The organism is Marmoricola sp. URHB0036 (assembly GCF_000426045.1).
In the GTDB taxonomy this organism is placed as follows: Bacteria; Actinomycetota; Actinomycetes; order Propionibacteriales; family Nocardioidaceae; genus Marmoricola.
Genome location: NZ_AUEP01000011.1, coordinates 176,374 through 199,305, shown reverse-complemented (window position 1 = coordinate 199,305; position 22,932 = coordinate 176,374). Strand labels below are relative to the sequence as shown.

The 22,932-nt window shown below is 69.2% G+C and carries 23 protein-coding genes and 1 other RNA gene; 3 read left to right on the top strand and 21 right to left on the bottom strand.

Annotated elements, in window-relative coordinates; genetic code table 11:
- Positions 1 to 52: 52 nt before the first annotated feature.
- The 3 genes from H976_RS0114200 to H976_RS28895 are packed head-to-tail and all read right to left on the bottom strand — an operon-like array spanning position 53 to position 2,432.
- Positions 53 to 1,063: a sugar phosphate isomerase/epimerase gene (locus H976_RS0114200; RefSeq protein WP_027862089.1), complete on the bottom strand. Its 1,011-nt coding sequence runs from the start codon at positions 1,061 to 1,063 to the stop codon at positions 53 to 55.
- On the bottom strand, positions 1,060 to 1,458 hold the full coding sequence (locus tag H976_RS0114195; protein ID WP_027862088.1) for a DUF6379 domain-containing protein: 399 nt from the start codon (positions 1,456 to 1,458) through the stop codon (positions 1,060 to 1,062). The genes H976_RS0114200 and H976_RS0114195 overlap by 4 nt, the downstream gene beginning before the upstream one ends.
- Positions 1,455 to 2,432 carry a hypothetical protein gene (locus tag H976_RS28895; RefSeq protein ID WP_051276826.1) on the bottom strand — a complete coding sequence of 326 codons (978 nt, stop codon included), beginning with the start codon at positions 2,430 to 2,432 and terminating at the stop codon, positions 1,455 to 1,457. The genes H976_RS0114195 and H976_RS28895 overlap by 4 nt, the downstream gene beginning before the upstream one ends.
- A 140-nt stretch (positions 2,433 to 2,572) precedes the next feature.
- Here H976_RS28895 and H976_RS0114185 point away from each other — a divergent pair, with 140 nt between their 5' ends.
- The gene (locus H976_RS0114185; protein ID WP_027862087.1) at positions 2,573 to 3,478 is read left to right on the top strand and encodes a LysR family transcriptional regulator; all 906 of its coding nucleotides are present in this window, start codon (positions 2,573 to 2,575) and stop codon (positions 3,476 to 3,478) included.
- A gap of 18 nt (positions 3,479 to 3,496) precedes the next feature.
- On the opposite strand, the gene H976_RS0114180 is transcribed toward H976_RS0114185, so the two are convergent.
- From H976_RS0114180 to H976_RS26350, 14 genes are all read right to left on the bottom strand, one after another.
- On the bottom strand, positions 3,497 to 4,270 hold the full coding sequence (locus H976_RS0114180; protein ID WP_027862086.1) for a sugar phosphate isomerase/epimerase family protein: 774 nt from the start codon (positions 4,268 to 4,270) through the stop codon (positions 3,497 to 3,499).
- Between the two features lies 1 nt (position 4,271).
- Positions 4,272 to 5,291, bottom strand: a complete 1,020-nt coding sequence (locus H976_RS26360) for a sugar phosphate isomerase/epimerase (RefSeq protein WP_051276825.1) — start codon at positions 5,289 to 5,291, stop codon at positions 4,272 to 4,274.
- The gene (locus H976_RS0114170) at positions 5,288 to 6,244 is read right to left on the bottom strand and encodes a sugar phosphate isomerase/epimerase (RefSeq protein ID WP_027862085.1); all 957 of its coding nucleotides are present in this window, start codon (positions 6,242 to 6,244) and stop codon (positions 5,288 to 5,290) included. The genes H976_RS26360 and H976_RS0114170 overlap by 4 nt, the downstream gene beginning before the upstream one ends.
- Entirely contained in the window at positions 6,241 to 7,044 is an 804-nt protein-coding gene (locus H976_RS0114165) for a TIM barrel protein (RefSeq protein WP_027862084.1), read from the bottom strand. The genes H976_RS0114170 and H976_RS0114165 overlap by 4 nt, the downstream gene beginning before the upstream one ends.
- Entirely contained in the window at positions 7,041 to 7,820 is a 780-nt protein-coding gene (locus tag H976_RS0114160) for a nuclear transport factor 2 family protein (protein WP_027862083.1), read from the bottom strand. The genes H976_RS0114165 and H976_RS0114160 overlap by 4 nt, the downstream gene beginning before the upstream one ends.
- A gap of 71 nt (positions 7,821 to 7,891) precedes the next feature.
- On the bottom strand, positions 7,892 to 9,415 hold the full coding sequence (locus H976_RS0114155; RefSeq protein ID WP_027862082.1) for a GMC oxidoreductase: 1,524 nt from the start codon (positions 9,413 to 9,415) through the stop codon (positions 7,892 to 7,894).
- A complete protein-coding gene (locus tag H976_RS0114150; protein ID WP_027862081.1) occupies positions 9,412 to 9,609 on the bottom strand; it encodes a hypothetical protein in 198 nt (65 codons plus the stop codon). The genes H976_RS0114155 and H976_RS0114150 overlap by 4 nt, the downstream gene beginning before the upstream one ends.
- Positions 9,606 to 10,616 carry a sugar phosphate isomerase/epimerase gene (locus H976_RS0114145; protein WP_027862080.1) on the bottom strand — a complete coding sequence of 337 codons (1,011 nt, stop codon included), beginning with the start codon at positions 10,614 to 10,616 and terminating at the stop codon, positions 9,606 to 9,608. Before H976_RS0114145 ends, H976_RS0114150 begins: the two co-directional genes overlap by 4 nt.
- Positions 10,613 to 11,788, bottom strand: a complete 1,176-nt coding sequence (locus H976_RS0114140; RefSeq protein WP_027862079.1) for a Gfo/Idh/MocA family protein — start codon at positions 11,786 to 11,788, stop codon at positions 10,613 to 10,615. Before H976_RS0114140 ends, H976_RS0114145 begins: the two co-directional genes overlap by 4 nt.
- Positions 11,785 to 13,311 (bottom strand): GMC oxidoreductase, encoded by a 1,527-nt coding sequence (locus tag H976_RS0114135; protein ID WP_036226406.1) that lies wholly within the window; start codon positions 13,309 to 13,311, stop codon positions 11,785 to 11,787. Before H976_RS0114135 ends, H976_RS0114140 begins: the two co-directional genes overlap by 4 nt.
- Positions 13,311 to 14,207: a redoxin family protein gene (locus H976_RS28890; protein WP_051276824.1), complete on the bottom strand. Its 897-nt coding sequence runs from the start codon at positions 14,205 to 14,207 to the stop codon at positions 13,311 to 13,313. Before H976_RS28890 ends, H976_RS0114135 begins: the two co-directional genes overlap by 1 nt.
- Positions 14,208 to 14,291: 84 nt before the next feature.
- On the bottom strand, positions 14,292 to 14,924 hold the full coding sequence (locus H976_RS0114125) for a TetR/AcrR family transcriptional regulator (RefSeq protein ID WP_036226403.1): 633 nt from the start codon (positions 14,922 to 14,924) through the stop codon (positions 14,292 to 14,294).
- 21 nt (positions 14,925 to 14,945) lie between these two features.
- Positions 14,946 to 16,070, bottom strand: coding sequence for a TIM barrel protein (locus H976_RS0114120; RefSeq protein WP_196804079.1), 1,125 nt, complete (start codon positions 16,068 to 16,070; stop codon positions 14,946 to 14,948).
- Positions 16,067 to 16,459: a DUF6379 domain-containing protein gene (locus H976_RS26350; RefSeq protein WP_036226401.1), complete on the bottom strand. Its 393-nt coding sequence runs from the start codon at positions 16,457 to 16,459 to the stop codon at positions 16,067 to 16,069. Before H976_RS26350 ends, H976_RS0114120 begins: the two co-directional genes overlap by 4 nt.
- Before the next feature lie 214 nt (positions 16,460 to 16,673).
- On the opposite strand from H976_RS26350, the gene H976_RS0114110 reads away from it, so the two are divergent.
- The gene (locus tag H976_RS0114110) at positions 16,674 to 17,804 is read left to right on the top strand and encodes an FAD-dependent oxidoreductase (RefSeq protein ID WP_027862075.1); all 1,131 of its coding nucleotides are present in this window, start codon (positions 16,674 to 16,676) and stop codon (positions 17,802 to 17,804) included.
- Between the two features lie 349 nt (positions 17,805 to 18,153).
- On the opposite strand, the gene H976_RS0114105 is transcribed toward H976_RS0114110, so the two are convergent.
- Genes H976_RS0114105 through H976_RS26345 form a run of 3 tightly spaced genes read right to left on the bottom strand, consistent with a single transcriptional unit; the run spans position 18,154 to position 21,529 of the window.
- Positions 18,154 to 18,918 (bottom strand): SDR family NAD(P)-dependent oxidoreductase, encoded by a 765-nt coding sequence (locus tag H976_RS0114105; protein WP_027862074.1) that lies wholly within the window; start codon positions 18,916 to 18,918, stop codon positions 18,154 to 18,156.
- Positions 18,919 to 18,944: 26 nt separating this feature from the next.
- Positions 18,945 to 19,577 carry a response regulator transcription factor gene (locus H976_RS0114100; protein WP_027862073.1) on the bottom strand — a complete coding sequence of 211 codons (633 nt, stop codon included), beginning with the start codon at positions 19,575 to 19,577 and terminating at the stop codon, positions 18,945 to 18,947.
- On the bottom strand, positions 19,574 to 21,529 hold the full coding sequence (locus H976_RS26345; RefSeq protein ID WP_051276823.1) for a sensor histidine kinase: 1,956 nt from the start codon (positions 21,527 to 21,529) through the stop codon (positions 19,574 to 19,576). The genes H976_RS0114100 and H976_RS26345 overlap by 4 nt, the downstream gene beginning before the upstream one ends.
- A gap of 173 nt (positions 21,530 to 21,702) precedes the next feature.
- On the opposite strand from H976_RS26345, the gene H976_RS0114090 reads away from it, so the two are divergent.
- Positions 21,703 to 22,419, top strand: coding sequence for a hypothetical protein (locus H976_RS0114090; protein WP_027862072.1), 717 nt, complete (start codon positions 21,703 to 21,705; stop codon positions 22,417 to 22,419).
- A 98-nt stretch (positions 22,420 to 22,517) separates the two neighbouring features.
- On the opposite strand, the gene ssrA is transcribed toward H976_RS0114090, so the two are convergent.
- Positions 22,518 to 22,887, bottom strand: a transfer-messenger RNA (tmRNA) gene (gene ssrA / locus H976_RS29570).
- Positions 22,888 to 22,932 lie beyond the last annotated feature (45 nt).

Here is a 22,932-nt window from a genome sequence, read left to right as displayed (position 1 = left end):
GGACGCCAGGCGTCCACCGCCGTCGCGGGGGCATGCGGGTTGAGCTGGTGGTTCAGGCACTAACCAGGTGCTGGTCACCCAGGAACTTGCGACACATCGCATGATGCTGGGCCACCATGTCGAACGCGTCCTGCTCGTCGGCGTCCAGATAGGCGTGGCCCTCCCACTCGGTCGACATGGAGACCGGGTGGTCCAGCTCGGAGAAGACACGCATGATGCCCTCGTAGTCGATCGAGGGTGACTCGAGGTTCTCGTCGACGTCGTAGAACTTGCCGTGGATGTGCACCACCTGCGGCAGGATCTCGCGCCAGTCCTCGAGGTTCTCGCGTCCGAACATGGTGAAGACCAGCCGGGCGAAACCGACCGGGAGCTCCGGCTCGTTGAGCGCGCCGGCCTCGGCGGCGAACTGACCGTAGCGCTGGAAGGGTGCTCCCGGCGCCTCCCAGGCCCGCTTGAGCGCGTCCACCCCCTGCTCGGAGAGACCGTCGCGTCGTAGCTTCGCCAGCATGCCCTCGGGGATCGCTCGCATGCAGCTGCTGAAGTCCGGGACGAATCCCAGGAACTCCGAGTCGATCCGGGCGTAGGCCTCGCGCGTGGCCATCACCTTGGGGGTGTTCGGGCCCTCGGGCGCGTGCACCTCCATGCCGAGCTTGACGTTGGCCTTGGCAGCGAGGGGCTCCACCTTCTCCAGCACCTCAGGCGTCAGCCCGAGCTGGGTCCGCACGACCGGGAAGCCAAGCCTGCCCGCCAGCTCGATCTGCGGGCGCATGTACTCGACGCTGCGGTCCGTGTCCATCCACGCGTCGGCACGGAGCGCGATGTCGGCGTTGGAGGCCAGCGAGGTGGGGATCAAGTTGTTGCGTTCGAGCGCGTCGCGCAGCGTCCGCTCCTCGTCCTCGCGTGTGTTGAGCGGAAAGCCGCGCAGGCTCTGGAACCCGATGACCTCGACGCCGGGGCCGATGCCGCGCCGACCGACTTCGTCGATCAGGCTGCCGAGCGAGTACTGGCCGGCCAGCCATTCGTTGGTCATGGAGTACAACGTCGTGCCCAGCATGATGCTCATTGGACAACCACTTTCTTGGCCACGTGGGTCCGCTGCACGAGTGCCGTGTCGGGGCCGATGATGATGTAGGGGATTCGGGTGGCGAGGATGACGTCGACGTCGACCTCGTCGCCCTGGGCTCGTGCCTGCTCCACCGGAGCCACCACGGTCAGGGCGTCCTGGACGAACCACCAGTCGGACTCGCGGTCCGCGAGCTCGTCGAGGCTCAGCTCCTGCTGGTCGACCTTGACTCGCACCGCCTCTCGCGCGACAGGGACGTCGTCGATGACGAGGTCGATGCCTTCCAGGCAGGACAGCGGCAGGGAGCGGTACCAGGCGAGATGCAGGTCCACCTCATAGCCTCGGTTCGAGGTGCGGACGGCCTTGTCGCCGAGCACCTGGGCTTCCAGTGTCATGTGGTTCTTCCTTCTGTCGTGGTGACTAGGTCGGGAACAGGCGTGACGACGCTCGTCCAGCCAGTCGTCAGCTGGGCCTCGCGGACGGCCTCGGCCAGGGCGGCGCTGCGGGCGAGGTCGGTGAGGGTGGGCAGACCGTCCGGGGTGCTGCCACGAGCAGCGGCGTGCGCGTCGGCGACGTAGGAGACCCAGCATGCGCGCTCCCCCTGCGGGTGGCCCGGGGGCTCAGTGGAGTAGCGGGAGACCTCGGCACCGACGGCGCGCTGGAATCGCTGCGAGAAACGGATGCCGACGACATCCAGCACCTCGGCCCGGCCCTCGTGGAACAGCACCGACTCCTCGACCCCGTCGAGCGAGAGGACGAGGCTGCCGCCCTCCATCGGGCGGGAGTTGCTCATCGCCAGGGTGCCCGCGGCACCTCGGTCGGTCTCGAACAGGACCCCGAACCCGACCGTGGGCTCATCGCCGGCATCGGTCTCGTCCGGTGTCCCCTGGGCCGTGGCCACCACGCGCTCGACCCGGTGACGGGTGACGAACTCGAGCAGGTCGCACCATCGTGACAGGCCTTCGATGCCGGTCCATCCGTGCACCAGGTGCAAGGGTCCGGGTGTCCCACTGCGGATCCTCCGGCGAGCCAGCCGGATCATCGGGTAGTAGCGCAGCACGAACGGCACCGCGACCACCACCCCGGCGGCCGCCGCACGCGCCGCCAGCCGAGCGATCGCCTCCGCTTCCGGCTGGACCGGGAGCTGGTGCAGGACGACGCTCCGGCCGCGGTCGATCAGGCCCTCCAGCGTCTCGACGCCGGCATCCGCGCTGCGGGTCACGTGGACGACGTCCGCAGCGTCCAGGTCGTCCACCACGCGCGCACCGGCCTCGGTGACGAGGGCATGCGCCGCGGCGTCCGGCGGACCCGTGAACGCGACCGCGAGCTGCTCCCGGCCCTGACGGGTTCGGGACTGTTGGACCGGCAAGACAACTCCTCCACGCGTGGGTTCACTGTGGCAACGTGTGCCTTGCGTCACTGTCCCGGAGCGGCCACCATCGGGGAAGCCGAGTCGGACGATGATCCGCATCGACTCGGCGAATGTGTCCAGCGACGAAAGAGGCGTGGATGGTCCGCGAGGTCGACCTCAACCTGCTCCGCGCGCTGGACTCGATCCTCGAGGAGCAGAGCGTCACCAAGGCCGCCGCCAGGCTCGGCCTGAGCCAGCCGGCGATGAGCGCATCCCTGGCCAAGCTCCGTCGCCACTTCGGCGACGACCTGCTGGCCCGGGTCGGGAACAACTACGAACCCACCCCGCTGGCCAAGGAGCTCCTCGAACCCACCCGGACCGCGTTGCGCGCCACGGACCGGGTCTTCGTCCGTGAGGGCGAGTTCGACCCGCTCACCAGCGCCCGCGACTTCTCGATCGTGATGTCCGACTACTGCACCGCCGCCCTGGGGCCGGCGATAGCGCAGAGGGTGCGCGATCGGTCACCCCGTTCGACGTTGTACGTCTTCGGACTCACACCGGCCCTGGTCGACGGCTCCCCGGAGTCGATGCGCACCCACGATCTCGTCGTCATGCCGCACGGGTTCCTGACCGATCTCAAGCACCGTGACATCTACGAGGACGACTGGGCCTGCATCGTGAGCGCCGAGAACAGCAACGTCGGTGACCACCTGACGATCGAGGACTTGGCCGAGATGCCGTGGGTGCTCACCTACAACCAGCGGACGGCCTTCACCACTGCCGTGCAGCAGCTGCGCATGCAGGGGTTGGAGCCGCACACCGAGATCGTCACCGAGAACTACCTGACGCTCGGCGCACTGGTCGCGGGGACGGACCGGGTCGCGCTCGTCCAGGAGCGTCTCGGTCACCTGCTGGCCCGCTCCGGCGGCGTACGGGTGCTGCCGGTGCCGTTCGACGCCGACCCGCTGGTGGAGACCATGTGGTGGCACCCCATGTACGAGGTCGACCCGGCCCACCGCTGGCTGCGCGAGATCGTCGTCGAGGCCGGCATCGAGATCACCTGAGTCACCGACCGGGATGGTTCAGGCGTTGGCAGCCACCTCGCGGATGTGCTTGACGGACTCCTCGGAGGAGATGGTGGGGAAGAACTCGAGGCCGATAGGGCCCGCGTACCCGCTTGCCCGCAGTACGCCGAGCTGAGCCGTCCAGTCCAGGCCACCGCTGCCGGGCTCGCCGCGTCCGGGGACGTCCGCGATCTGGACGTAGTCGACGAGACCGGCCGCGTTCGCCAGCTCGGTGGCCGGGTCCTCGCCCTCGGTGATCGAGTGGTACATGTCGTAGAGGATCCCGAAGGAGTCCGAGCCGACGCCGCGAGCCACGGTCACGGCGTCCACGGTCCGGTCCGTCAGCGCTCCGGGATGGTCCACACGCGTGTTGACGGGCTCGAGGATCAGCTTGACTCCGGATCCTTCCGTCCGCTGCACGGCCTCGGAGAAGACCTCGACCAGGCGTGCGAGGTTCTGGACCCGCTTCTGCCCGGGGAACCCGACGCCCGAGCCGAGCACGATGCGCGGGCAGCCGAGTCGCTGGGCGTGCTCGATCCCCCGCTCCAGCCCCTCGAAGAACGCGTCGAGGGTCTCCCACGGCAGGGCGAAGTTCGTGCGCGGCTCGGCGAGCACCGAGGTCAGCGACACCCCGGTCTCCTGCAGCGCTGCCGCCAGCTGTTCGACGTCGACCGTGGAGGTTCCCCACATCTCGACGGCGTCGAAGCCGGCGGCCGCAGCGGCGCGGACCCGGTCCGGGTGCTCGCCTGCCTCGGTGAACAGGATCTCGATGTTGGGCGAGAGCTGGTACATGTCAGTGCCTTCCAGATGCTGTGTGAGTGGGTTTCGCAGCAGCGCTCGGGTCGCTGCCACCAGCGATCGGTGCCAGCTCGCGCTGGACGAGGTAGCCGGCCAGCAGGGCGCTGGTCGCGGGGTGCGGGCTCTGGTCACTCTCGACGACGACCCAGCCGTCGTAGCCGGAGTCAACGAGTGCCTGCAGCACCGAGGCTGAGTCGACCAGACCGTCCTCGTGGCCGGGCTCGGCGAACCAGCGGGGCACCTCACGGACGCCGCCCTGCACGCGGACGGTCCAGTGGGCGTGCGGCTCCAGGTACTCCTCGGCGGTGTCGACGGCGAGTGCGTCCTTGAGGTGGACGTGCCAGACGCGCTCGGCGTGGGACTTGATGACGGTGACGGGGTCGATGCCGGCGACGGCAAGCTCACCGGTGTCGACAGCGAGCCCCACCAGATCGGCGTCCGTGCGGTCCAGAAGCCTGTCCAGCGCGTCGCCACGGCGCAGGGCCGAGAGGAAGTCGACGTGCAGTGCGGTCCGGATCCCGTGGTCCGCAGTCGCACGAGCCACGGCTTCCCAGCAGCCGGCCAGGCGAGCGACGGCGTCGTCGTCGAGCGGAGGGACGTCGCCGGCGTCGGGCGTCGGCCGGACGACCAGGACCGAGCCACCGAGGCGTGCCAGTGCTTCGGCGTACCAGGCGGCGCGCTCGACCATCACCGGTCGGTCCGCCTCCTCCATGGGTGACAGCGGGCCGGTGAGGAACTCGCTGGATCGCTCCTGGGAGTTCCAGAACCAGCTGCTGACGGAGCTGACGGCGCACTCGTCCAGGAACTCGCGGAAACCGTCGACGGAGCCGAAGTTGGCGGCCAGCTGCTGCGGGTTGCCGAGCGGCTCCCACCGACCCGTGCCGGTGCTGAGCTCGACGCCCTCGAACCCCGCGATGGAGATCGTCTTCAGGGCGCGCTCGTGCTGCTCGCGGCGGACGAAGTCGTCGAACTGGGGCTTCCACTGGTTGATGGCGTAGCCGAACCTGATGCTCATGCGTAGATCCGTTCCAGGACGTTGGCGGCGTACCACCGCGACACCGCGGTGCTCTCGGAGTAGTCACCGCCGTCCTTGTTGGCCTTGTCGTGCTCGACCGAGATCCAGCCGCGGTACTCGTTGTCCCGGACCGCCGTCATCATCGACTCGAAGTCGACCAGCCCGTGCGGCGTGCCCATCTCGTAGAACCACTTGCTGGTGGTCGGCGCCATGATCTCGGAGTCGGGCCGGTGCCGGTGGTCGTCACCGGTCGCGACGTTGCGGGTGTCCTTGAAGTGGAAGCCGCTGACCCGGTCGGCGTGCCGTCGGTACAGGCCGACGGGGTCCAGCCCGGCGATGCAGTGCTGAGCGGTGTCCACGAACAGCGAGACGTACTCCGGGTCGGTGAACGAGTAGAAGGTGTCGATGTCCTGCTCGGTCTGGATGCCGCAGAAGAACTCGTGGTGGCAGGTGAGGCGTACGCCGTGACTGGCGGTGATCTCGCCGACCTTGTTCCACAGCTCGGCCGTGTGCTTCAGCTTGTCCTCGGTGATCGGCTCCATGTCGTAGAAGAGCGTCGCGGGCATGACGATGATGTTGTCGAGACGGATCTCGGACCATCGACCCATCGTGACCCGGAAGTCCTCGAGGATGTTCTCGTGGGTCTCCGGGAGGTGGGGGGCGTAGTTGCGGACGTCATAGTCGGCGGCATGGAAGGTGTTCACGATCCGTTCGAGTCCGTGGTCCTGGACCATCTCCTGGTACTTGGCCGGACCCCCATAGCTGCCGTAGATCTGCCAGATCCGGAAGTCGAAGGTGTCGATGGCATCGAAACCGGTCGCCTTGATCTGCTTGAGGAAGGCGGACATCGACTTCACGGAGTGCCACTGGTCGATGGGGCCGGCAGGTCCGTTGCTGCGCCAGTGGTCCATGTAGCTCCACTTGATGCGTCGTTCGGTCGAGGCGTGCGTCATGAGCGCACCGCCGACCCGACGCCGGCAACGGTTCGCACGTAGGCGAGCGCGTCCGCCGTCGAGGCGACCGTGGGGTAGCACTCGATGCCGACCGGCCCGGCGTACCCGACCGCGTCGAGCAACGCGAACGCTGCGTGCCAGTCGATGTCGCCCGTTCCCGGCTCGCCCCGACCCGGGGCATCGGCGATCTGGACGTGGCCGACCAGGTCGGCCACCTCGGGCAGCACCGACGCCGGGTCCTCGCCCTCCACCACCGAGTGGTAGAGGTCGTATAGGACGCGTACGTGCGGCGAGCCGACGCCACGGACCACGGCCACCGAGTCCGCGGTCTGGCTGGTGAGCACCCCGGGGTGGTCCATCCGGGTGTTCACGGCCTCCACCAGGAGCGTGACCCCGCTGTCAGCGGCGATCTCAGCGGCACGAGCGACCGCGTCGGTCATGATCGCGATCTGCACGGGTCGCTTGAGGTACGGCACCGCCGGCCCCGAACCGACGACGACGTTGGGACAGCGCAGGCGCACCGCGTCGGCGACGGTGCGTCGGACGTCCTCGAGGAACCCGTCGTGGGTCTCCTCGAGGACCAGCCGGGTGGTGCGCGGGTCGACGAGAACGGTCCACAGCTGGACTCCGGTCTCGTCGAGCGCGGCACCCAGGGCGTTGAGGTCCTTGTCGTGGGTCCAGAAGATCTCCGCCTTGTCGAAGCCAGCGGCCGAGGCGGCCCGCACGCGAGCGGCCAGGTCGTCCCCGGCCTCCCGGAACATGTACTCCAGGTTGACCGACAGCGAGCGCGGCCCGCTCATCGGAACGTGTCCTCGAAGTCGTCGTACGGGCGCGGCGGCTCGGGGTCGAGGACCTGGGCGGTGTCATTGGCGTACGGCGTGTAGGTGTCCGTGACGACGGGTCCGTCGACAGGTGGGAGGAAGACGGGCTGCCCGTCGTCCCCGAACCAGGCCAGCTGCGAGTCGTGGCTGTGCTGGTTGTCGGCGGCGAAGCTGATCCAGTCACGGTTGAACGGCGCCCGGGCGACCTCGTAGCAGCGGAAGTGCCAGATGCGCCATTCACCGTCCTGCTTGATGAAGTCGACGCCGTACTTGCACCAGACCCAGTGGGCCCACACCGGCTTGCCGTCGACCTCACCGCCCGAGAAGACGTACGCCGGCGCCTGCTTGGCGATCTCGGGGTCCATCAGGCCCGACTCGAGCCCGGCCATGATCCAGATGCCCTTGGCCGTGATGCCATCAGCAGAGACCTCGACGACCGGAGTGGTCGTGTAGTGGAAGAGCAGCTTGCCGATGGGACGGGGTCGCCCGCGGTGGTAGGCGGTGACGGACTCGTAGGTCGAGTACTCCCCCACGTTGTTGTAGCGGGAGCGAATGCCCTCGGTGCCGGGCTTGGCCCACAGCTCCTCGATGATCCGCTCGTCCTCGTAGGCGTTGTGGTAGTGCATGTAGCGGTTGAACACGTTCTCGACGGCTCCGCGGTCGCCGGCACGAACGGCCTCGAGCTCGGCGACCTCCAGCCGCGCCTCCAGCTCGGCCATGCGCTCGGAAAGACTTGTCTCGTTCACGGTGGTCATCAGTGCCTCTTCCTGTGGGCTTTCCTGGTCCTGCGTGTCGCTGTGCAGTGGTGTCGGGTTCCGGCGGCCGGTCAGCCGTCGGAGAGTCGCGCCGCCAGCGCATCTGCTCCGCGAACGGCCAGCGCGACGCTGGTGAGGGTGGGGTTGCAGGAGTTCGCCGTCGGGATGAGGCCGTTGCCGGCCAGGACGAGCCCGGGGTGGTTCCACACCCGGGAGTAGGAGTCGCAGACGCTGTCTCCGTCGTCGGCCGGCCCCATCCGGACGGTGCCCATGTAGTGCAGCGAGCTGCCCGGAGGCATCACGACCGGCATACCGTCGATGAACTCACCGAGGGCGGCCGCTGCTCTCGCCTGGAACTCTCGAGCGCGGTCGAGCTCCGCGACCTCCCGCTCGGTGACCTCGTAGGCGATCCTGATCCCGGGCAAGCCGTTCTCGTCGGGCTCGGCGTCGTCGAAGGTCACGCGGTCCTGGGGCCGCGGCCACTTCCGCACACCCCAGCCCATCCCCACGTAGCCGCTCGGGTTGCCGAAGTGCGGACTGTCGGGCGGGAGAGGAATGGGGCAGACAGGGCTGTAGAGCATCTGCGCGTGGAACGGATGGCGCTCCTCGTCGAAGCGGACCCCCACGACCACGCGCACCGGGTCGACCGGTGCCGCCCCCGGATCGGGCGGCGGGAGGAGGCCGTCCTTCACTGCCACCACGCCGAAGACGAGGGGGTGCTCGGTCAGGAACCGTCCAAGCGCGTCGGGCCGGATGCCGGAGGCCCAGAGCAGCTGCGGCGTGCGCAGCGCGTCGGCAGCGACCACGACCTCATCGGCGCGCTCCTCGGTCTCGACGCCGGTGCGCACGTCACGGAGGACCGCGCCCACCACGTCGGCGCCCTCCACGACGAGCCGAACGACCAGCGTCTCGGGGCGCAGCTCGAACCGCTCCAGGTGGGTCTCGGACTCCGCCAGGCTTCCCAGCACGACATCCGTGCCGGACCAGCGCATGGACCCGTCCACCTGTGGGTCGCCGGCGACGGGCAGTGGCCGGACGGCGATGCCCTGGTCGGTGAACTCGGCACTGATCAGGTCGAGCATGGCGGTCGCCTGCGGGGCACCGCCGAACGCGTCGTGAGTGGTGTGCAGGAGACGCTCGGCCTCGTCGAGCAGCGCGTCGAGCTCGTCGTCGCCGATGAAGTCGATCCTCTCGCTGCCGATGGGGCGCGGCGTCGCGCAGGTCCAGTGGGCACCTTGACCGCCGACGCAGGTCGCGGCCGCTGCCGCCGGCAACCCGCCGCTCCCGTTGGCGGCCCGGCCGACGAGGTGGGTGCCCTGGCGGGCGGTGACGGTGCCCTCCATCACGGCTCCGGTCGGGATGCCCGCGACCCCTGCCCGGCCGGAGGCCGGGCCCTGCGAGGCGAGCTTGGCCTCGGTCTGCGCAGCGGGGTCGGGGATGTTGCGGACGTTCATGCCGAGCGGGTCGGTGAGGACAGGCCCTGCCTCGATCATCAGCACAGACACGTTCTCGGTCTGCTCCAGGACTCGACGGGCGTACACCGCACCATTCGGTCCGGAGCCCACGATGATGACGCGACGCTGGCCCGCGTTCATGCGGCACGCCCCTCAGGGTTCGAGAGCCAGACGCGCACGATCCTGCGGTCCCCCGCGATCCTGGTCACGACCTCGGCGACGACGGTCCCGAGCGCGGCCAACGCGCAGCCCGGACTGGCGCACGTCAGGAGCGCCTCGAGCTGGTGCTCGTCGAGGTCGGAGGACAGGAATGCCTGGCGGACTGTCGAGATCATGATCGCTCCGTGCTGAAGGCGGCGTCGAAGGAGGCCTCGGGAGCGTCGAAGGCCAGGCGGCGCACGAACTGCAGCGCCTCGGGTGCGCCCACGAGCCGATCCATGCCGGCGTCCTCCCACTCGACCGAGATCGGGCCGTCGTACCCGATGGTGTTGAGCATCCGGAAGCACTGCTCCCAGGGCACGTCGCCGTGGCCGGTGGACACGAAGTCCCAGCCGCGACGCGGGTCCGCCCACGGCAGGTGGGATCCCAACCGACCGTTCCGGCCGTTGCCGACCAGGCGCTTCGCGTCCTTGCAGTCGACGTGGTAGATGCGGTCCTGGAAGTCCCACAGGAAGCCGACCGGGTCGAGGTCCTGCCAGACGAAGTGGCTCGGGTCCCAGTTCAGACCGAACGCCTCGCGATGGCCGATGGCCTCGAGGGCGGCGACCGTCGTCCAGTAGTCGTAGGCGATCTCCGAGGGGTGCACCTCGTGGGCGAAGCGCACCCCGCACTCGTCGAACACGTCCAGGATCGGGTTCCAGCGATCCGCGAAGTCGCGATAGCCGGCGGCCACCATCTCCTCCGACGCGGGCGGGAACATCGCGACGTACTTCCAGATGGACGAGCCGGTGAAACCGACGACGGTGTCGACGCCGAGCCGTTGTGCCGTCCTGGCGGTGAGCTTCATCTCCTCCGCGGCACGCTGGCGAACGCCCTCCGGGTCCCCGTCTCCCCACACCTGTGCGGAGAGGATGGCCTCGTGCCGCGCGTCGATCGGGTCGTCGCAGACTGCTTGGCCCTTCAGGTGGTTGGAGATCGCGTGGACCTGGAGACCGTACTTCTCGAGCAGGTCGAGCTTGCCCTGGATGTAGGCGTCGTCCTCGGCGCCCTGCCAGGGGTCGAGATGGTCGCCCCAGCAGGCGATCTCGAGGCCGTCGTACCCCCAGTCTGAGGCCAGCCGAGCCACCTCCTCGAACGGAAGGTCGGCCCACTGGCCGGTGAAGAGCGTGATGGGTCGGGTCATGGGTGGACCTCCTGCCAGGTGCGTTTGTGTGAGCTGTTCTCGATGGCCTCGAGCACGCGCTGCACGGCGAGGCCCTCCAGGAACGAGGGTGTTGGCTGTTCCCCGGCCGAGACTGCGTGCACGAAGTCGACGACCTGGTGCGTGAAGCCGTGCTCATAGCCCAGCCCGTGACCGGGCGGCCACCATGCCGCCACGTAGGGGTGCTCCGCCTCCGTCACGAGGATCCGGCGGAAGCCGGCCGTCTCGGCAGGCTCGCTGGCGTCGAAGAGCTCGAGCACGTTCATGTCCTCGAAGTCGAAGGCGAGACTTCCTCGCGACCCGTTGATCTCGATCCGGATCGCGTTCTTGCGTCCGGTCGCGAATCGGGTGGCTTCGTAGGTCCCGAGCGCGTTGCTGCCCTCGAAGCGCGCGAGGAAGACGGCAGCATCGTCGACCGTCACCGGTCCCCGACTGGTCGAGGAGCCGAGCCCGCCGAGCTTGCCAGCCGATCCCTGGGCAGCGACGGGCCGTTCCTTGATGAAGGTCTCGAGGTGTCCGCAGACCTCGTTGATGGCCAGACCGGTGATGTGCTGGGTCAGGTCCACGATGTGCGCGCCGATGTCACCGAGCGCGCCGCTGCCGGCCTTCTCCTTCTCGAGCCGCCAGGACAGGGGCACCTCGGGATCGACGATCCAGTCCTGGAGGTACTGGGCACGGACGTGACGGACCTCGCCGATGCGGCCCTCCGCGACCAGCTGACGGGCCAGGGCGACAGCTGGGACGCGGCGGTAGGTGAACCCGACCATCGCCCGTACGCCGTGAGCCGCCGCCTGTTCGGCAGCCGCTGACATCTGCTCGGCCTCGACGACCGTGTTGGCCAGCGGCTTCTCACAGATGACGTGCTTGCCTGCTGCCAGGGCCGCGACGGCGATCTCTCCGTGGCTGTCACCCGGTGTGCAGATGTCCACCACGTCGACGTCGTCGCGAGCGATGACGGAGCGCCAGTCGTCCGAGCTCTGCTCCCAGCCCAGTCGCTCGGCGGCTTCTGCCGCTCGGGCCGCGTCGCGACCGCAGAGCACCCTCAGCACGGGCGTCGACGGCAGGTCGAAGAACCGTGGTGCCGTGCGCCACGCCTGACTGTGCGCGGCTCCCATGAACGCATGGCCGATCATGGCCACCCGCAGCTCGGTCATCCTCGTGCCTCCTCGTGAGTCCGCTGTGCTGTCGCCAGGGTGTCGGCGATGTGCCGCGCTCCCGCGACAGCGAGAGCGACCGACGTGAGCGTCGGGTTGCAGGCCATGGGCGTGGGGATGACGCCGTTGCCGGCGACGCGTAGCCCGTCGACCCCCCAGACCCGGCTGGACACGTCGCAGACGCTCGTGGAGTCGTCCGCAGGTCCCATCCGGACCGTTCCCTGGTAGTGCAGCGACGCTCCCCCGGCCAGCGTCCTCGGCTCGGCGTCGAGGGGCTCGCCGAGTGCCGCCGCCGCGCGCTTGATGGACGCCTGGGCGGCCTCGAGCAGCTCGTGGTCGACGTCGGTGAGGGTGTAGTGGACCTGCATTGCCGGCATCCCGTAGGCATCGGTCGCGGTGTCGTCGAAGGTGACGCGGTCCTCGGCGCTGATGTCCTTGGCGCAGAACCAGCCGAGCCCGACGATGGAACCGGGTTCGGGCACGTCCCCCGGAGCGAGAGGGACCGGTGAGGCGTCGAGCTGCATCACCTGACCGTGGAACGGCTCGGCGTCGGTGTACGGCACCCAGCTCACTCCGCTCTGCTGGACCACGGCCGTGCGGCCTCGAGGGTCGACCTGGCTCTCCGCTGTGGACTCGACGTCTCGCAGACGTACGGCGTGGATGAGCTGGCTCTGGTCGTTCAGGTGGCGCCCGAGGGCGGGCAGACGGATGCCCGATGCCCACAGCAGTTGGGGCGTGCGCAGCGCGTCGGCCGCCACGACGACCTCCGATGCCGCGACGTCGTGCTCGGAGTGGTCGGTCCGGTCGACGACGACGACGCCAGTGGTCCGGCCGCCCTCGATGACCACGCGCCGGACGAGTGCGTCAGGGATCAGCGTGAAGCGGGGGTTGTCGCGGGCGGCGTCACCGAAGACGACATCGGACCCCGACCACGTGACCGTCCCGTCCTGACTCACGCGCACCGCCAGGGGCATCGACTGCACCCGGCGCTCGGCCGGACGGTCGTCGTCGAACTCCGCGGCCAGCCGCCGGCGTACCTCGTGGGCGAAGGGAGCGTCGTCGAACGCGTCGGTGGACACTCCCAGCAGGCGAGCGGCCTCGTCGAGCAGTTCGTCGAAGCCCGGCAGGAAGGGCACCCGCTCGCTGTCACCCGGGCGAGGGCAGGCGCAGGTCCAGTGCGCACCCATGCCGCCGACGTTGCTGGACATGGCGACCGAAGGGATGCCGTCCTCGCCGTCCAGCTGGTAGCCGCTCGGCAGCAGGAAGGTGCCGGCGCGCCTGAGGCGACCGTCGTCCTCCGGATCGGCCGGCCCTTCGGACAGGTGCTGCGCGACGGCGCGCGCGTCCCGGTCGACGATGCTCTTGACGTGGGCACCTGGTGGGTCGGTCACCAATGGGCCGACCTCGAAGGTGGCCACGGTGAGGTCCGGGCGCAGCTCACTGAGGATCCGCGCGTACGTCGCTCCGGTGGGACCGCTGCCGACGATCGCCACGTCGACCTGTGCGGGGAACTCGCGGGACATCAGCTCGTCGCAGCCTGCTTGCGGAAGTCGACCCAGTTGGGCAGCTCCCAGGGTCGGACCAGCGCCTCCCGCATGCGACCGTCCAGCTCGGCTCGCGACGGCAGCGGACTGATCTGCCCGTCCTCGCGGGTGTAGGCCCGGCAGGCCAGAGCAGGCGTCGCTCCGGGTTGCGGGAAGAGGTCGGTGCCACCGATGCGGATCGTCGGCGAGCCCGGGAAGTCGTACGCCGCAGCCTGGGCTGCAGACGTGACCTCGATGCGTTCTACGCGCACGTCCTCACGGTGCATGTCGGCCAGCTGTTCGCGGATCAGCTCCTCGGCCCTGTCGTGGCTGGGACACCCGGCCCACCACAGCAGCTCCACCCGCCACTTCACCGAGCATCCGGCCGGCGGGGTCGACGCCTGGGCGGGGTTGCGGGACTCCAGGACCGCCTCGATGCCCTCGCGCAGCCATTCGGCGCGCAGCCCGGGGTCGTCGTAGTCCCGGTCCGGGGCGCCGTGGTAGCGGACGACGCCCTGCCGGTCGATCACGAAGGTCTCCGGTGTCGCGGTGGCACCGAACAGTCGCGTGGTGGACTGGTCCCCGTCGCGCAGGAACACGCCGGCGACCTCACCGCGCTGCACCCGGGCGTCCATGTTCTCCGCGGAGTCGAGCGGCTGCAGCTGGTCGTCGTTGCAGATGACCTGCACGACGCTGACTCCCTGCTCGGCGTAGTCGCGGACGACGTCCTGGATGCGGTCGTGCCAGGCCAGGGCGTAGGGGCACCCGTTGGAGGTGAAGACGAGCACGGTCGCGTTGCTCACTGCCGGGTCGACCCCCACCCGCTGCCCGTCGGTGTCGGTGAGATCGATGACCGGGGCGGCGTCGCCGACGCCGAGACGGGTGCGTTCAGACATGGCGTCAGTCTGCTCGTGACCGGATCAGAATGGCAGTTCTGATTCGCGATGACCGCCATCGGTCGACGTGATGCGCGTCTCAGCTCACGCGTTCGCCATGTAGGCGGTGATCATCACGGAGAGCTCCTTGATGACCTTGCCGAGGCTGTAGTCGGCGGCCGCACCGGGGTCACTGCCCAGCGCGAGCTGGCGAGCAAGGACGCTGTAGGCGACCGTGCACGACCATGCTGCCGCGCGCCGCCCCCTCGCCCCTCGGCGCACGCCGTCAGCGCTGCGCAGCGCGGCCTCGAAACGCGTCGTCAGCTCCTCGAACGCGTCCTGGCCGTTCGAGGCGATGACCTGGTCGCGGTCGGCCAGCCGCATGAACGGCTTGAGCACCTTCGCGTTGCGGTCCAGCAGGTCGGCCATCGCCCGGACCGAGAACTCGACGACCTCGACGAGCGGGCCGCCCGTCGGCGCAGCCGCGAAGGCCTGTGCTGTCTCGATGGTGAGCCGCTGCATCTCGCGTGCGTGCGCCACCCGGAGCAGGTCGTCCTTGCTGGCCACCCGCCCGTAGATGGAGCCCGTCGAGACGCCCGAGGCCCTCGAGACGTCGAGCACGGTGAACGATGCACTGCCGCGCTCGGCCAGCAGCTCGACGGCGGCGTCGACAGCGCGGTCGAAGGAGACTCTGCTCCGCTCCTGTTGCGGCTCCCGGACGAGCGGGTTGCTGGACATGCTCAGGACGATACGTGTCGGTCAGCCGGGCACACGCAGTGAGGCGAGGTGGGCTCGAAGCTGCTCACGCGCTTGGTCGGCATCGAGGACCATGGCCGACCCGGCGTTGACCGCTGCATCCCGCTGCACGGCCTGCTCGGCCGTCACGATGTCGAAGGCGTCGTCCCAGTAGTTCCAGTGCCAGCCCTCGTACTCGCTCGAGATGGCTCCGTCGTACCCCTCCTCGACGAGCTGCGCGACCAGCGCGCGCACCGGCACTGAGGGCTCCTCGCCCCGCTCGTCGATGCCGAAGAACTTGCCGTGCACGTGGCGCACCCAGGGCAGGATCTCCAGCCACGACTCGACCGGTGCCGGCCCGAAGAGTCCGGTCGCGTTGATGGCCAGGTCGATGCCCAGCTCCGGGGACCCGTGCTGCGCGGCGAGTCCGATGAACGCACCGAATCGTTCGCCGTGCGCGGGCTCGGTCGGCGGCGGGCCCTCGGCGTAGTACTGCTTCCACAGCTGGTCGGCCGCCTCGAGCAGCTCGGCAGACGCTCCGCGACGCCGGTAGGCCTCCACCATCGAGGGCGCCAGCCCGGACGTCGTCGTACCCCAGTCGGCGACGAAGCCGAGCAGTGGCGAGCCGAGCGTCTCGTAGCGCTCCCGAAGAGAGACCACCTGCGGGTGGTGCGGGTGGTGGTGGGCATGGATCTCGATGGCCAGCACGATGTCGAGACGCTCGGCCAACGGCAGCAGCCGCTCCATCGCGTCCGGCGAGAGCGAGATCTGCACGCGGGCGAGGGGGAATCCGAGGCGGGCGGCCGTGGTGATCTGGCGCTCCATGTAGGCGATCAGCTCGTCGTCGGTGAGCAGCCGGTCGCGGCGGATGCCGACGTCGGTGTTCACAGCGCACGAGGTGAGCACGAGTCCGGTCTCCTCGACCAGGGCGCGGAACCAGTCGACGAACTCGTCGTCGAGATCAGGGAACCCGCGGAAGCTGGAGAATCCGATGATCTCCAGACCCGGGCCCAGACCGTCGGCCGCGACCTTGCGGATCAGACCTTCGAGGTCGTAGCGACGACCGTGGAAGGCCCGGGTGAAGCTGTAGAGGGTCACCCCCTGGATCGGGTGGCCGGGGGTGGCGGCACCGCTGATCAGCTCGGTCACTGGCTGGCTCCTGCCATCCTGGCCTCGGAGGCCTCGTCGATCATGAGGACGCCGTGGGCGGTGACGATGTAGGGGATGTAGACCTTCAGCTCGACGAACACGTCGTGCTCCCCTGCGTCCGGGAGGTCGAAGTCACCCGAGACCGTCAGGGCGTCTGTGGTGAACCACGACTCGTCGGTCATGGTCGGGAACTCCTCCAGACTGCGCTCGGTGCCGTTGAGCTTGCAGAGCACCGAGTCGGCGCTCGCCGTAGCGCCGTCGATGCGCAGGACCACGTCGGCGATGCAGGAAGCCGGGATGGCTCGGTACCAGGGGATGCGTACGTCGACTGCTGCGCGACGCCCCTCGATGACGAGCGAGTCTGGCTCGATCAGACGGTCGGAGATCATGGGACGAGGCTAGGAAGGCGGAGCAGGTCCGCCCAGACCAAGCCGTGGATGCCCTTCATCGCGAAGGCTGATGAGCCCCGGTCGCGCGTCGATGCGGGTGAACGGGTTTCGCCAATCAGACCGGATGATGCCGCGCATCGTCAGGTCGCTCTTCCCGTCGTACTCCTGCTCGCGGACATTTCTGCTTGTTGACCACGTACGAAGGAGTACTCCGATGCCATCAGTTCAATCCGTCCTTGTCGTAGGTGCGGGGGCCGCCGGCACAGCCGCCGCGATCCTGCTCGCCGAGGCGGGCGTCTCGGTGGACCTGATCGACGTCAAGCCGGATGTCGGTGCGGTCGGTTCGGGCATCACGCTCCAGGGCAACGCACTTCGCGTGTTCCGCCAGCTGGGAGTCTGGCCCGAGGTCGAGGCCGCCGGGTACTCCTTCGACAGCCTCGGTCTGCGCGCCCCGGACCCGGCCGGCACCCTGGTGGCCGAGATCCCCGATGCCAGGACGGGTGGACCCGACTTGCCGGCCACCGTCGGGATGTACCGACCAGAGCTGGCGCGCATCCTCGTGACGCGAGCCGCAGACGTGGGCGCCAAGGTCCGCTTCGGTACGTCGTGCACCGGCTTCGCCCAGGACGACGACGGTGTCACCGCCAGCTTCGAGGACGGCACCTCGGCCCGCTACGACCTCGTCATCGGCGCTGACGGCGTCCACTCGGCCACCCGTCAGCAGCTCGGCATCGAGCTGGAGACGCGCAGCACCGGGATGGGCATCTGGCGGGTCTTCGCCCCACGGCCCGCGAGCGTCACCCGGACCGACCTCGTCTACGGCGGTCGTTGCTACATCGCCGGCTACTGCCCCACCGGCGAGGACACGCTCTACGCCTACCTCGTGGAAACGGCCCAGGACCGCTCCGGCCTCTCGCCCCAGGAGTCCCTGGACGTGATGAGGGATCTGGCGGCGAGCTACCACGGACCCTGGGACGACATCCGCGAGTCCCTGGTCGACCCGGAGCGCGTCAACTACACGTGGTTCGAGACCCACGTCCTCGAGGCCCCGTGGAACCGCGGTCGCATCGTGCTCATCGGCGACGCAGTACACGCCTGCCCGCCCACGCTCGCCCAGGGTGCGGCGCAGGCCCTGGAGGACGCCGCGGTCCTCAGTGAGCTGCTGCTGAGCCACGAGCACGTGACCGACCAGCTGTGGGAGGAGCTCATCGAGCGCCGCTACGACCGGGCCCGCTCCGTGGTCGAGGCCTCCAACCAGCTCGGCCAGTGGCTGCTCGACGGCGAGCAGGGCGACGTACCCGCGTTGATGGGCCGGATGGCCCAGATGCTCAGCCAGCCCGCCTGAACAACGCCGCGTGCCTGGCTCCGGGCGTGCTGCCGGCACGCCCGCAGGCAGCTCCCAGGGCCGCGACCACGGCGGCCACCAGCCGAGTACGCCGATCCGGCACCCGTCCTGGCCGCAGCCATCCAGCGCGACACCGACGACCTCCGCACCCGACTCACCGCGCCGGCCGAGCCGGTGGCCGGACGACGCGGAGCCGCGGAGCTGGCCGAGGCGCTCCTGCTCGTCGTCTCGGGCGACCTCGCCATGCGGCTGCACCCGAGCGGTCCGACCGACACCTCTGCTGCCCGGAAGATCGCGCGGGCCGTCGTGGAGCGCGCGAAGGGGACATGCCGGGCGCTGTCGTCCTCGGCTAGACGGAGGGGCGGGCCAACAGCAGACCGCCATCCACCGGCAGGACGTGACCGGTGATCCACGCCGCGTCGACCGAGGCAAGGAACGCGACCGCGGCCGCCACGTCACTCGGCTCACCGACCCGGCCCAGGGGGTACAGCGGCAACATCCGGTCGGCACCACCCGGCTGGCCTTCCCAGACCCGTGTCCTGATGGTGCCGGGGGCGACCGCGTTGACCCGCACACCGTCCGCACCCAGGGACCTCGCAAGGTTTGCGGTCAGCGCCGTCAGACCGGCCTTCGCCGCCGAGTACGGCTCGCTCCCCAACGCGGTCTGACCGTTGATCGAGCTGACGGTCACGATTGCCGGACCCCGAGAGCTCTGCCTCAGAAACGGGATCGCGGCCCGGCACACGCGTGCCACGCCCACCAGGTTGAGCTCCAGCAGCGCTGACCAGATCTCGTCGCCGATCTCCTCGAAGACGCCGTGCGGGAGATCGCCCCCGGCGACATTGACCACCACGTCCAGCCCGCCGAGCTCGGCCGCTGCCGTGGCGACCGCGCCATCCACGCTGGCACGGTCCGTCACATCCATGTGCAGCGCCAGGTGGCCTGACGACTCGGGAAGGTCGTCCGCGACCGAGCGGGCCAGCTCCAGGTCGATGTCGCTGACGGCCACCCTGGCGCCCTCGTCCGCGAGCCGTTCGACACAGGCCCGGCCAATACCCTGCCCGGCACCGGTCACCAGGGCCGTCACACCCCGGAAACGTCCTGACTCCGTCATCGTCGATGTCCTCTCTGGTGATCCTCTCAGCCCATCCCCGCGTCCCGGGCCTTGACGATGGCCTCGGAACGCGACGCCACCTGGAGCTTGCCGAAGATGTTCGTGACGTGATTGCCGATCGTGCTGGGTGCGACGACGAGTCGACTGGCAATCGCCGCGTTGCCGAGCCCGGATGCGATCAGGTCGAGTACCTCCCGTTCCCGCGGGGTCAGGGTGGGAAACGGAGGCTCTCGGTTGGGGGCGGAGAGGTAGGAGATGGCGCGGGCCGCGACGCCCGGGCCGAGGATCGCGTTCCCGGAGGCCACGGCCTGGATCGCGCGTACGACGTCCTCGGGATCGGCCCCCTTCAACACGTAGCCCATCGCGCCGGCCCGCATCGCTGCGAACACGGAGTCGTCGTCGTCGTACATCGTGAGCATGAGGATGGCCACTCGCGGGGCGACCCGCTGCAGCTTGCGGGCCACCTCGATTCCCGACCCGTCGGGCATGTTGATGTCGAGGACCAGCACGTCCGGCTTCTCGGCGATCGCCGTCCTGACGGCCTCCGTCGCGTTGGGTACGGCGGCCACGAGCTCGAGGCCGTCGACCGTGGCCAGCAGCGAGCGCAGCCCCTCGCGGACCAGGGCGTGGTCGTCGGCCACGGCGACCCGGATCGTCATGGCCTGCCGCCACACGGCAGCAGTACCTCGACCCGGCCACCGGCGCTGCCGGGGCCGGCCTCCATCGTGCCGCCCAGCTCCAGCGCACGCTCCTTCATCGAGCTGAGCCCTGTCCCGGTGCGCCAGGCACCGTTGACGGCGCGCCCGTTGTCGGTGACGACGAGGCGGAGGTGCTCGTCGCACCCGTTCAGTGCGATGACCGCGGACGTTGCCGACGAGTGTCGGACGACGTTGGTGAGCGCCTCGAGTGCGATCCGGTAGGCCGCAACCTCCACGGCGGCAGGGAGTGAGGGCAGCGAGCCGTCCACCCGGACCTCCAGGGGCGCCAGGCTCGTGGCGTGCTGCTCGAGCGCACCCACGAGCCCCAGGGAGTCGAGCGCTGGGGGGCGCAGCTGCTGGGCGAGTCGGCGCACCTCCTCGACCGCCATGCTCGCCTGGACTCGCAGTTCTCCGAGCAGGACCGCAGCGGCTTCTCGGTCCGTGGCAACGACCCGGCGAGCGGCGTCCGCCTTGAGGGTGACTCCCGTGAGAACGGGGCCGATGCCGTCGTGCAGGTCTTGGCCCAGCCGGCGGCGCTCCTCCTCGCGGGCCGTCACCAATGCGTTCCGGGCGGTGACCAGCTCTTCGGCATAGCGCGTCGACTGCACCGCCACCGCCAGCGAACCCGTCACGAGAGCCAGGACCTCTGCGTCCTTGTGGCCCAGGGTCTGCTCACCACGCCGCAGGCCCAGTGTCAGTCGAGCATCCGCCCCGGCGATCGGCAGGGTCATCAGATGAGCAGGCCCGTCCCTCTCGCCGAAGGCAGCGGCCACGGACCCCTCGACCTCGATGACTGCCCACGGAAAGCGCAGCGACGTGCAGAGACCCTCGAGCACGCCGTCCAGGCCGGTCTGGCCCAAGCGCGAACCGAGGGCCAGGACTGTCCGGACCGGATCTCGCCGAGTGCCGTAGAAGGCTTGATCGGTCAAGCGTTGCAGGAACTTGCGGACCGGGTTGAACGCCACCGCGATCGCCATGGTAGCCAGCACGGGCGGGCCGAGCGGTGTCCTCGCCGACAGCGTGCGATCCGTCCCGGCGACGATGCCGACGTACGCCGCCGCCACCAGCCCGGTCATGCCCAGGTAGAGGACTGAGCGTGAGGCGACCAGACGGACGTCGAGCAGCTGATGGCGCAGGATCGCCACCGCTACCGAGATCGGCAGCAGCGCGATCACGAAGATGAAGAACCAGCCGTCGAAATGACCCAGGTCGCTCACCACGAAGGCGGTGACCATGACCACGGCCGCGAGCAACAACCAGAGAACCTGCCGCCGGCGCAGGTCGTCGCCGCGCCGGTAGTGCAACACCAACGAGACCAGGGCAGCCATCAGCACGCCGTAGACCAGGACGCCAGCCACCAGGAAGAGCACAGGTCGGTGGTCGACCCACGGCCACCTCAGGTACCCGTGTACCCCGAGGTCCGAGGTGGTGTCCGTCGTACCGAGGGCAACTCCGACCTCGAAGAGGAGGGCCCCCAGCAGGCACACCGGCACCGTGATGCGCCACCGGGTGCTGAGCAACCTCCCGTCAGGAAAGAACAGCAGCATCAGGGGGATGAAGCAGGCGACCGCCAGCGGCCAGGCCGTGCTCGTCAGGTCGGCCAGGATGCGCCAGCCCGGAGAAGTCTCGCCAGGAGTGTCGTGCCAGGCCAGGAGGGCGTACCCCGCGCCACTGAACAGATAGGAGATACCCGCGGCCAGGAGCAACCAACCGACCAGGTTGTCCGGCCGTGCACGCGCGATGGGATATCCCGCCAGGGCGAACGAGAGCCCGAGAAGCGTGTTGCTGACCACGAAGCCGTTCAGCAGCTCACGCGCAGTCAGCGGCGAGGCGATGCCGGCGACCAGGCTCAGCGCTCCCCCGGCGAGAACGACGCCCAGAGCGGTATTCGCAACAACGCGGTGTGCCTGCACCCCTCCATGATCCGCCTGGAACCCCCTGGATTCGTAGGGGCACGCACCTACGTGTCTCGGGAGAGATTCCTGGCCGGGAGCGGGCTCGGCCACCTGCTGACCGGTGGGGGTCGGCGCGCACAGTCGGCGGGTCGCCGTACAACGCGGCGACATCACCCTCGAAGGAGATCGTCGTGACCGCTACGACAGAGGCCGGCACCGCCGGTGAGACGAGCACCAAGCGCTGGGACGACCGTGGTTTCTACCGGAAGGCCCTCGCGGTGGTGGCACCGCTGCCGATGCTGGCGATGGGCACGATCTACCTCCTGACCGACATGCCCGGGTCGGGGACGTTCAAGGAGATGCTCGCTGCGGCGACCCGGCAGGAGAGCACGCTCAACGCGATGAGCTGGGTGCAGCTGCTGTTCTTCGCATTCCTCGTGCCGGCAGTCATCGCCGTGGCCGCAGTGAGCCGTGCGCGGTCACCCAGACTCACCGCAGTCGGCATCGCACTGACGGTCCCCGGCCTCGCGCTGGGGTGCAGCAACGGTCCCGGAGACACAGGCTTGGCGCTGCTCACCGTCCAGAAGCACCTCGACGTGCCGGCGATGATCGAGCTGGACGGCGAGATGCAGAAGGTGCCGACCGCTGGGGTCTCGTCACTGCTCTTCATCATCGGGATCGTGATCGGCCTGCTGCTGCTGGGCATCGGACTCGCACGCAGCGGAGCGGTTCCCGTCTGGTTCGGCCTCGCTCTTGCGTTCGGCGGGTTCACACACCCGTTCATGCCCACGCACGTCCTGGCCGGAATCGGGCTCTACGTCGCCGCCATCGGATTCGCGGGTGCCTCGCTCGGCCTCCTGAGGATGCGCAACGACCAGTTCGCGCCGCCCGTCTCCCAGGCCGCCTAGTCGGACGCGTAGGCCCGGAGACGCGAAGGCCGCTCGATGAGTGCACCGAGCGGCCGGTCTTTCGCGAGAGTCACGCGTATTCGCGAAGACCCCACGAGTGGTGGAGCTGGCGGGAATCGAACCCGCGTCCTGTGGCGCCGTACCAGGTCTTCTCCGGGTGCAGTTCGTGATGTCGCGTTTCTCGGCCTCGGCACTCCCACGAACAGGTTGCCGACAGGCCCAGTCAGGATGTAGTCCCGGTCGACCCTCCTGACAGGAGTCGACCAGCAAGTCCCCTAGATGAGATCAGGATCCGGGACGGAGACAGATGCCCGGTCTGACCCTTCGATCACTGCTCAGGCAGCGAGAGCGAAGTCAGTGCGATGTGAGTCGGCACTTGTGGTTTCCAGCGAACGTTTACGAGATGACGCTGGCTTCTCGACCCGCTTCTCCTGGGACCAACGTCCCCAGTCGAAACCAATCAGCCCCTCTTGAGTTGTACGACGTGTCAGTCTATCGGGGAACGAACGAAGT

Excerpts from the sequence above, each read along its gene's own strand:
- H976_RS0114150 (WP_027862081.1), bottom strand. The coding sequence starts at position 9,609 with ATGATCTCGACAGTCCGCCAGGCATTCCTGTCCTCCGACCTCGACGAG.
- H976_RS0114125 (WP_036226403.1), bottom strand. The coding sequence starts at position 14,924 with ATGTCCAGCAACCCGCTCGTCCGGGAGCCGCAACAGGAGCGGAGCAGA.
- H976_RS0114155 (WP_027862082.1), bottom strand. The coding sequence starts at position 9,415 with ATGAACGCGGGCCAGCGTCGCGTCATCATCGTGGGCTCCGGACCGAAT.
- H976_RS0114165 (WP_027862084.1), bottom strand. The coding sequence starts at position 7,044 with ATGAGCGGGCCGCGCTCGCTGTCGGTCAACCTGGAGTACATGTTCCGG.
- H976_RS26360 (WP_051276825.1), bottom strand. The coding sequence starts at position 5,291 with ATGAGCATCAGGTTCGGCTACGCCATCAACCAGTGGAAGCCCCAGTTC.
- H976_RS0114185 (WP_027862087.1), top strand. The coding sequence starts at position 2,573 with ATGGTCCGCGAGGTCGACCTCAACCTGCTCCGCGCGCTGGACTCGATC.
- H976_RS0114170 (WP_027862085.1), bottom strand. The coding sequence starts at position 6,244 with ATGACGCACGCCTCGACCGAACGACGCATCAAGTGGAGCTACATGGAC.
- H976_RS0114110 (WP_027862075.1), top strand. The coding sequence starts at position 16,674 with ATGCCATCAGTTCAATCCGTCCTTGTCGTAGGTGCGGGGGCCGCCGGC.
- H976_RS0114200 (WP_027862089.1), bottom strand. The coding sequence starts at position 1,063 with ATGAGCATCATGCTGGGCACGACGTTGTACTCCATGACCAACGAATGG.
- H976_RS26350 (WP_036226401.1), bottom strand. The coding sequence starts at position 16,459 with ATGATCTCCGACCGTCTGATCGAGCCAGACTCGCTCGTCATCGAGGGG.
- H976_RS0114195 (WP_027862088.1), bottom strand. The coding sequence starts at position 1,458 with ATGACACTGGAAGCCCAGGTGCTCGGCGACAAGGCCGTCCGCACCTCG.
- H976_RS0114105 (WP_027862074.1), bottom strand. The coding sequence starts at position 18,918 with ATGACGGAGTCAGGACGTTTCCGGGGTGTGACGGCCCTGGTGACCGGT.
- H976_RS0114140 (WP_027862079.1), bottom strand. The coding sequence starts at position 11,788 with ATGACCGAGCTGCGGGTGGCCATGATCGGCCATGCGTTCATGGGAGCC.
- H976_RS0114160 (WP_027862083.1), bottom strand. The coding sequence starts at position 7,820 with ATGACCACCGTGAACGAGACAAGTCTTTCCGAGCGCATGGCCGAGCTG.
- H976_RS0114180 (WP_027862086.1), bottom strand. The coding sequence starts at position 4,270 with ATGTACCAGCTCTCGCCCAACATCGAGATCCTGTTCACCGAGGCAGGC.
- H976_RS28890 (WP_051276824.1), bottom strand. The coding sequence starts at position 14,207 with ATGTCTGAACGCACCCGTCTCGGCGTCGGCGACGCCGCCCCGGTCATC.
- H976_RS0114135 (WP_036226406.1), bottom strand. The coding sequence starts at position 13,311 with ATGTCCCGCGAGTTCCCCGCACAGGTCGACGTGGCGATCGTCGGCAGC.
- H976_RS0114100 (WP_027862073.1), bottom strand. The coding sequence starts at position 19,577 with ATGACGATCCGGGTCGCCGTGGCCGACGACCACGCCCTGGTCCGCGAG.
- H976_RS0114145 (WP_027862080.1), bottom strand. The coding sequence starts at position 10,616 with ATGACCCGACCCATCACGCTCTTCACCGGCCAGTGGGCCGACCTTCCG.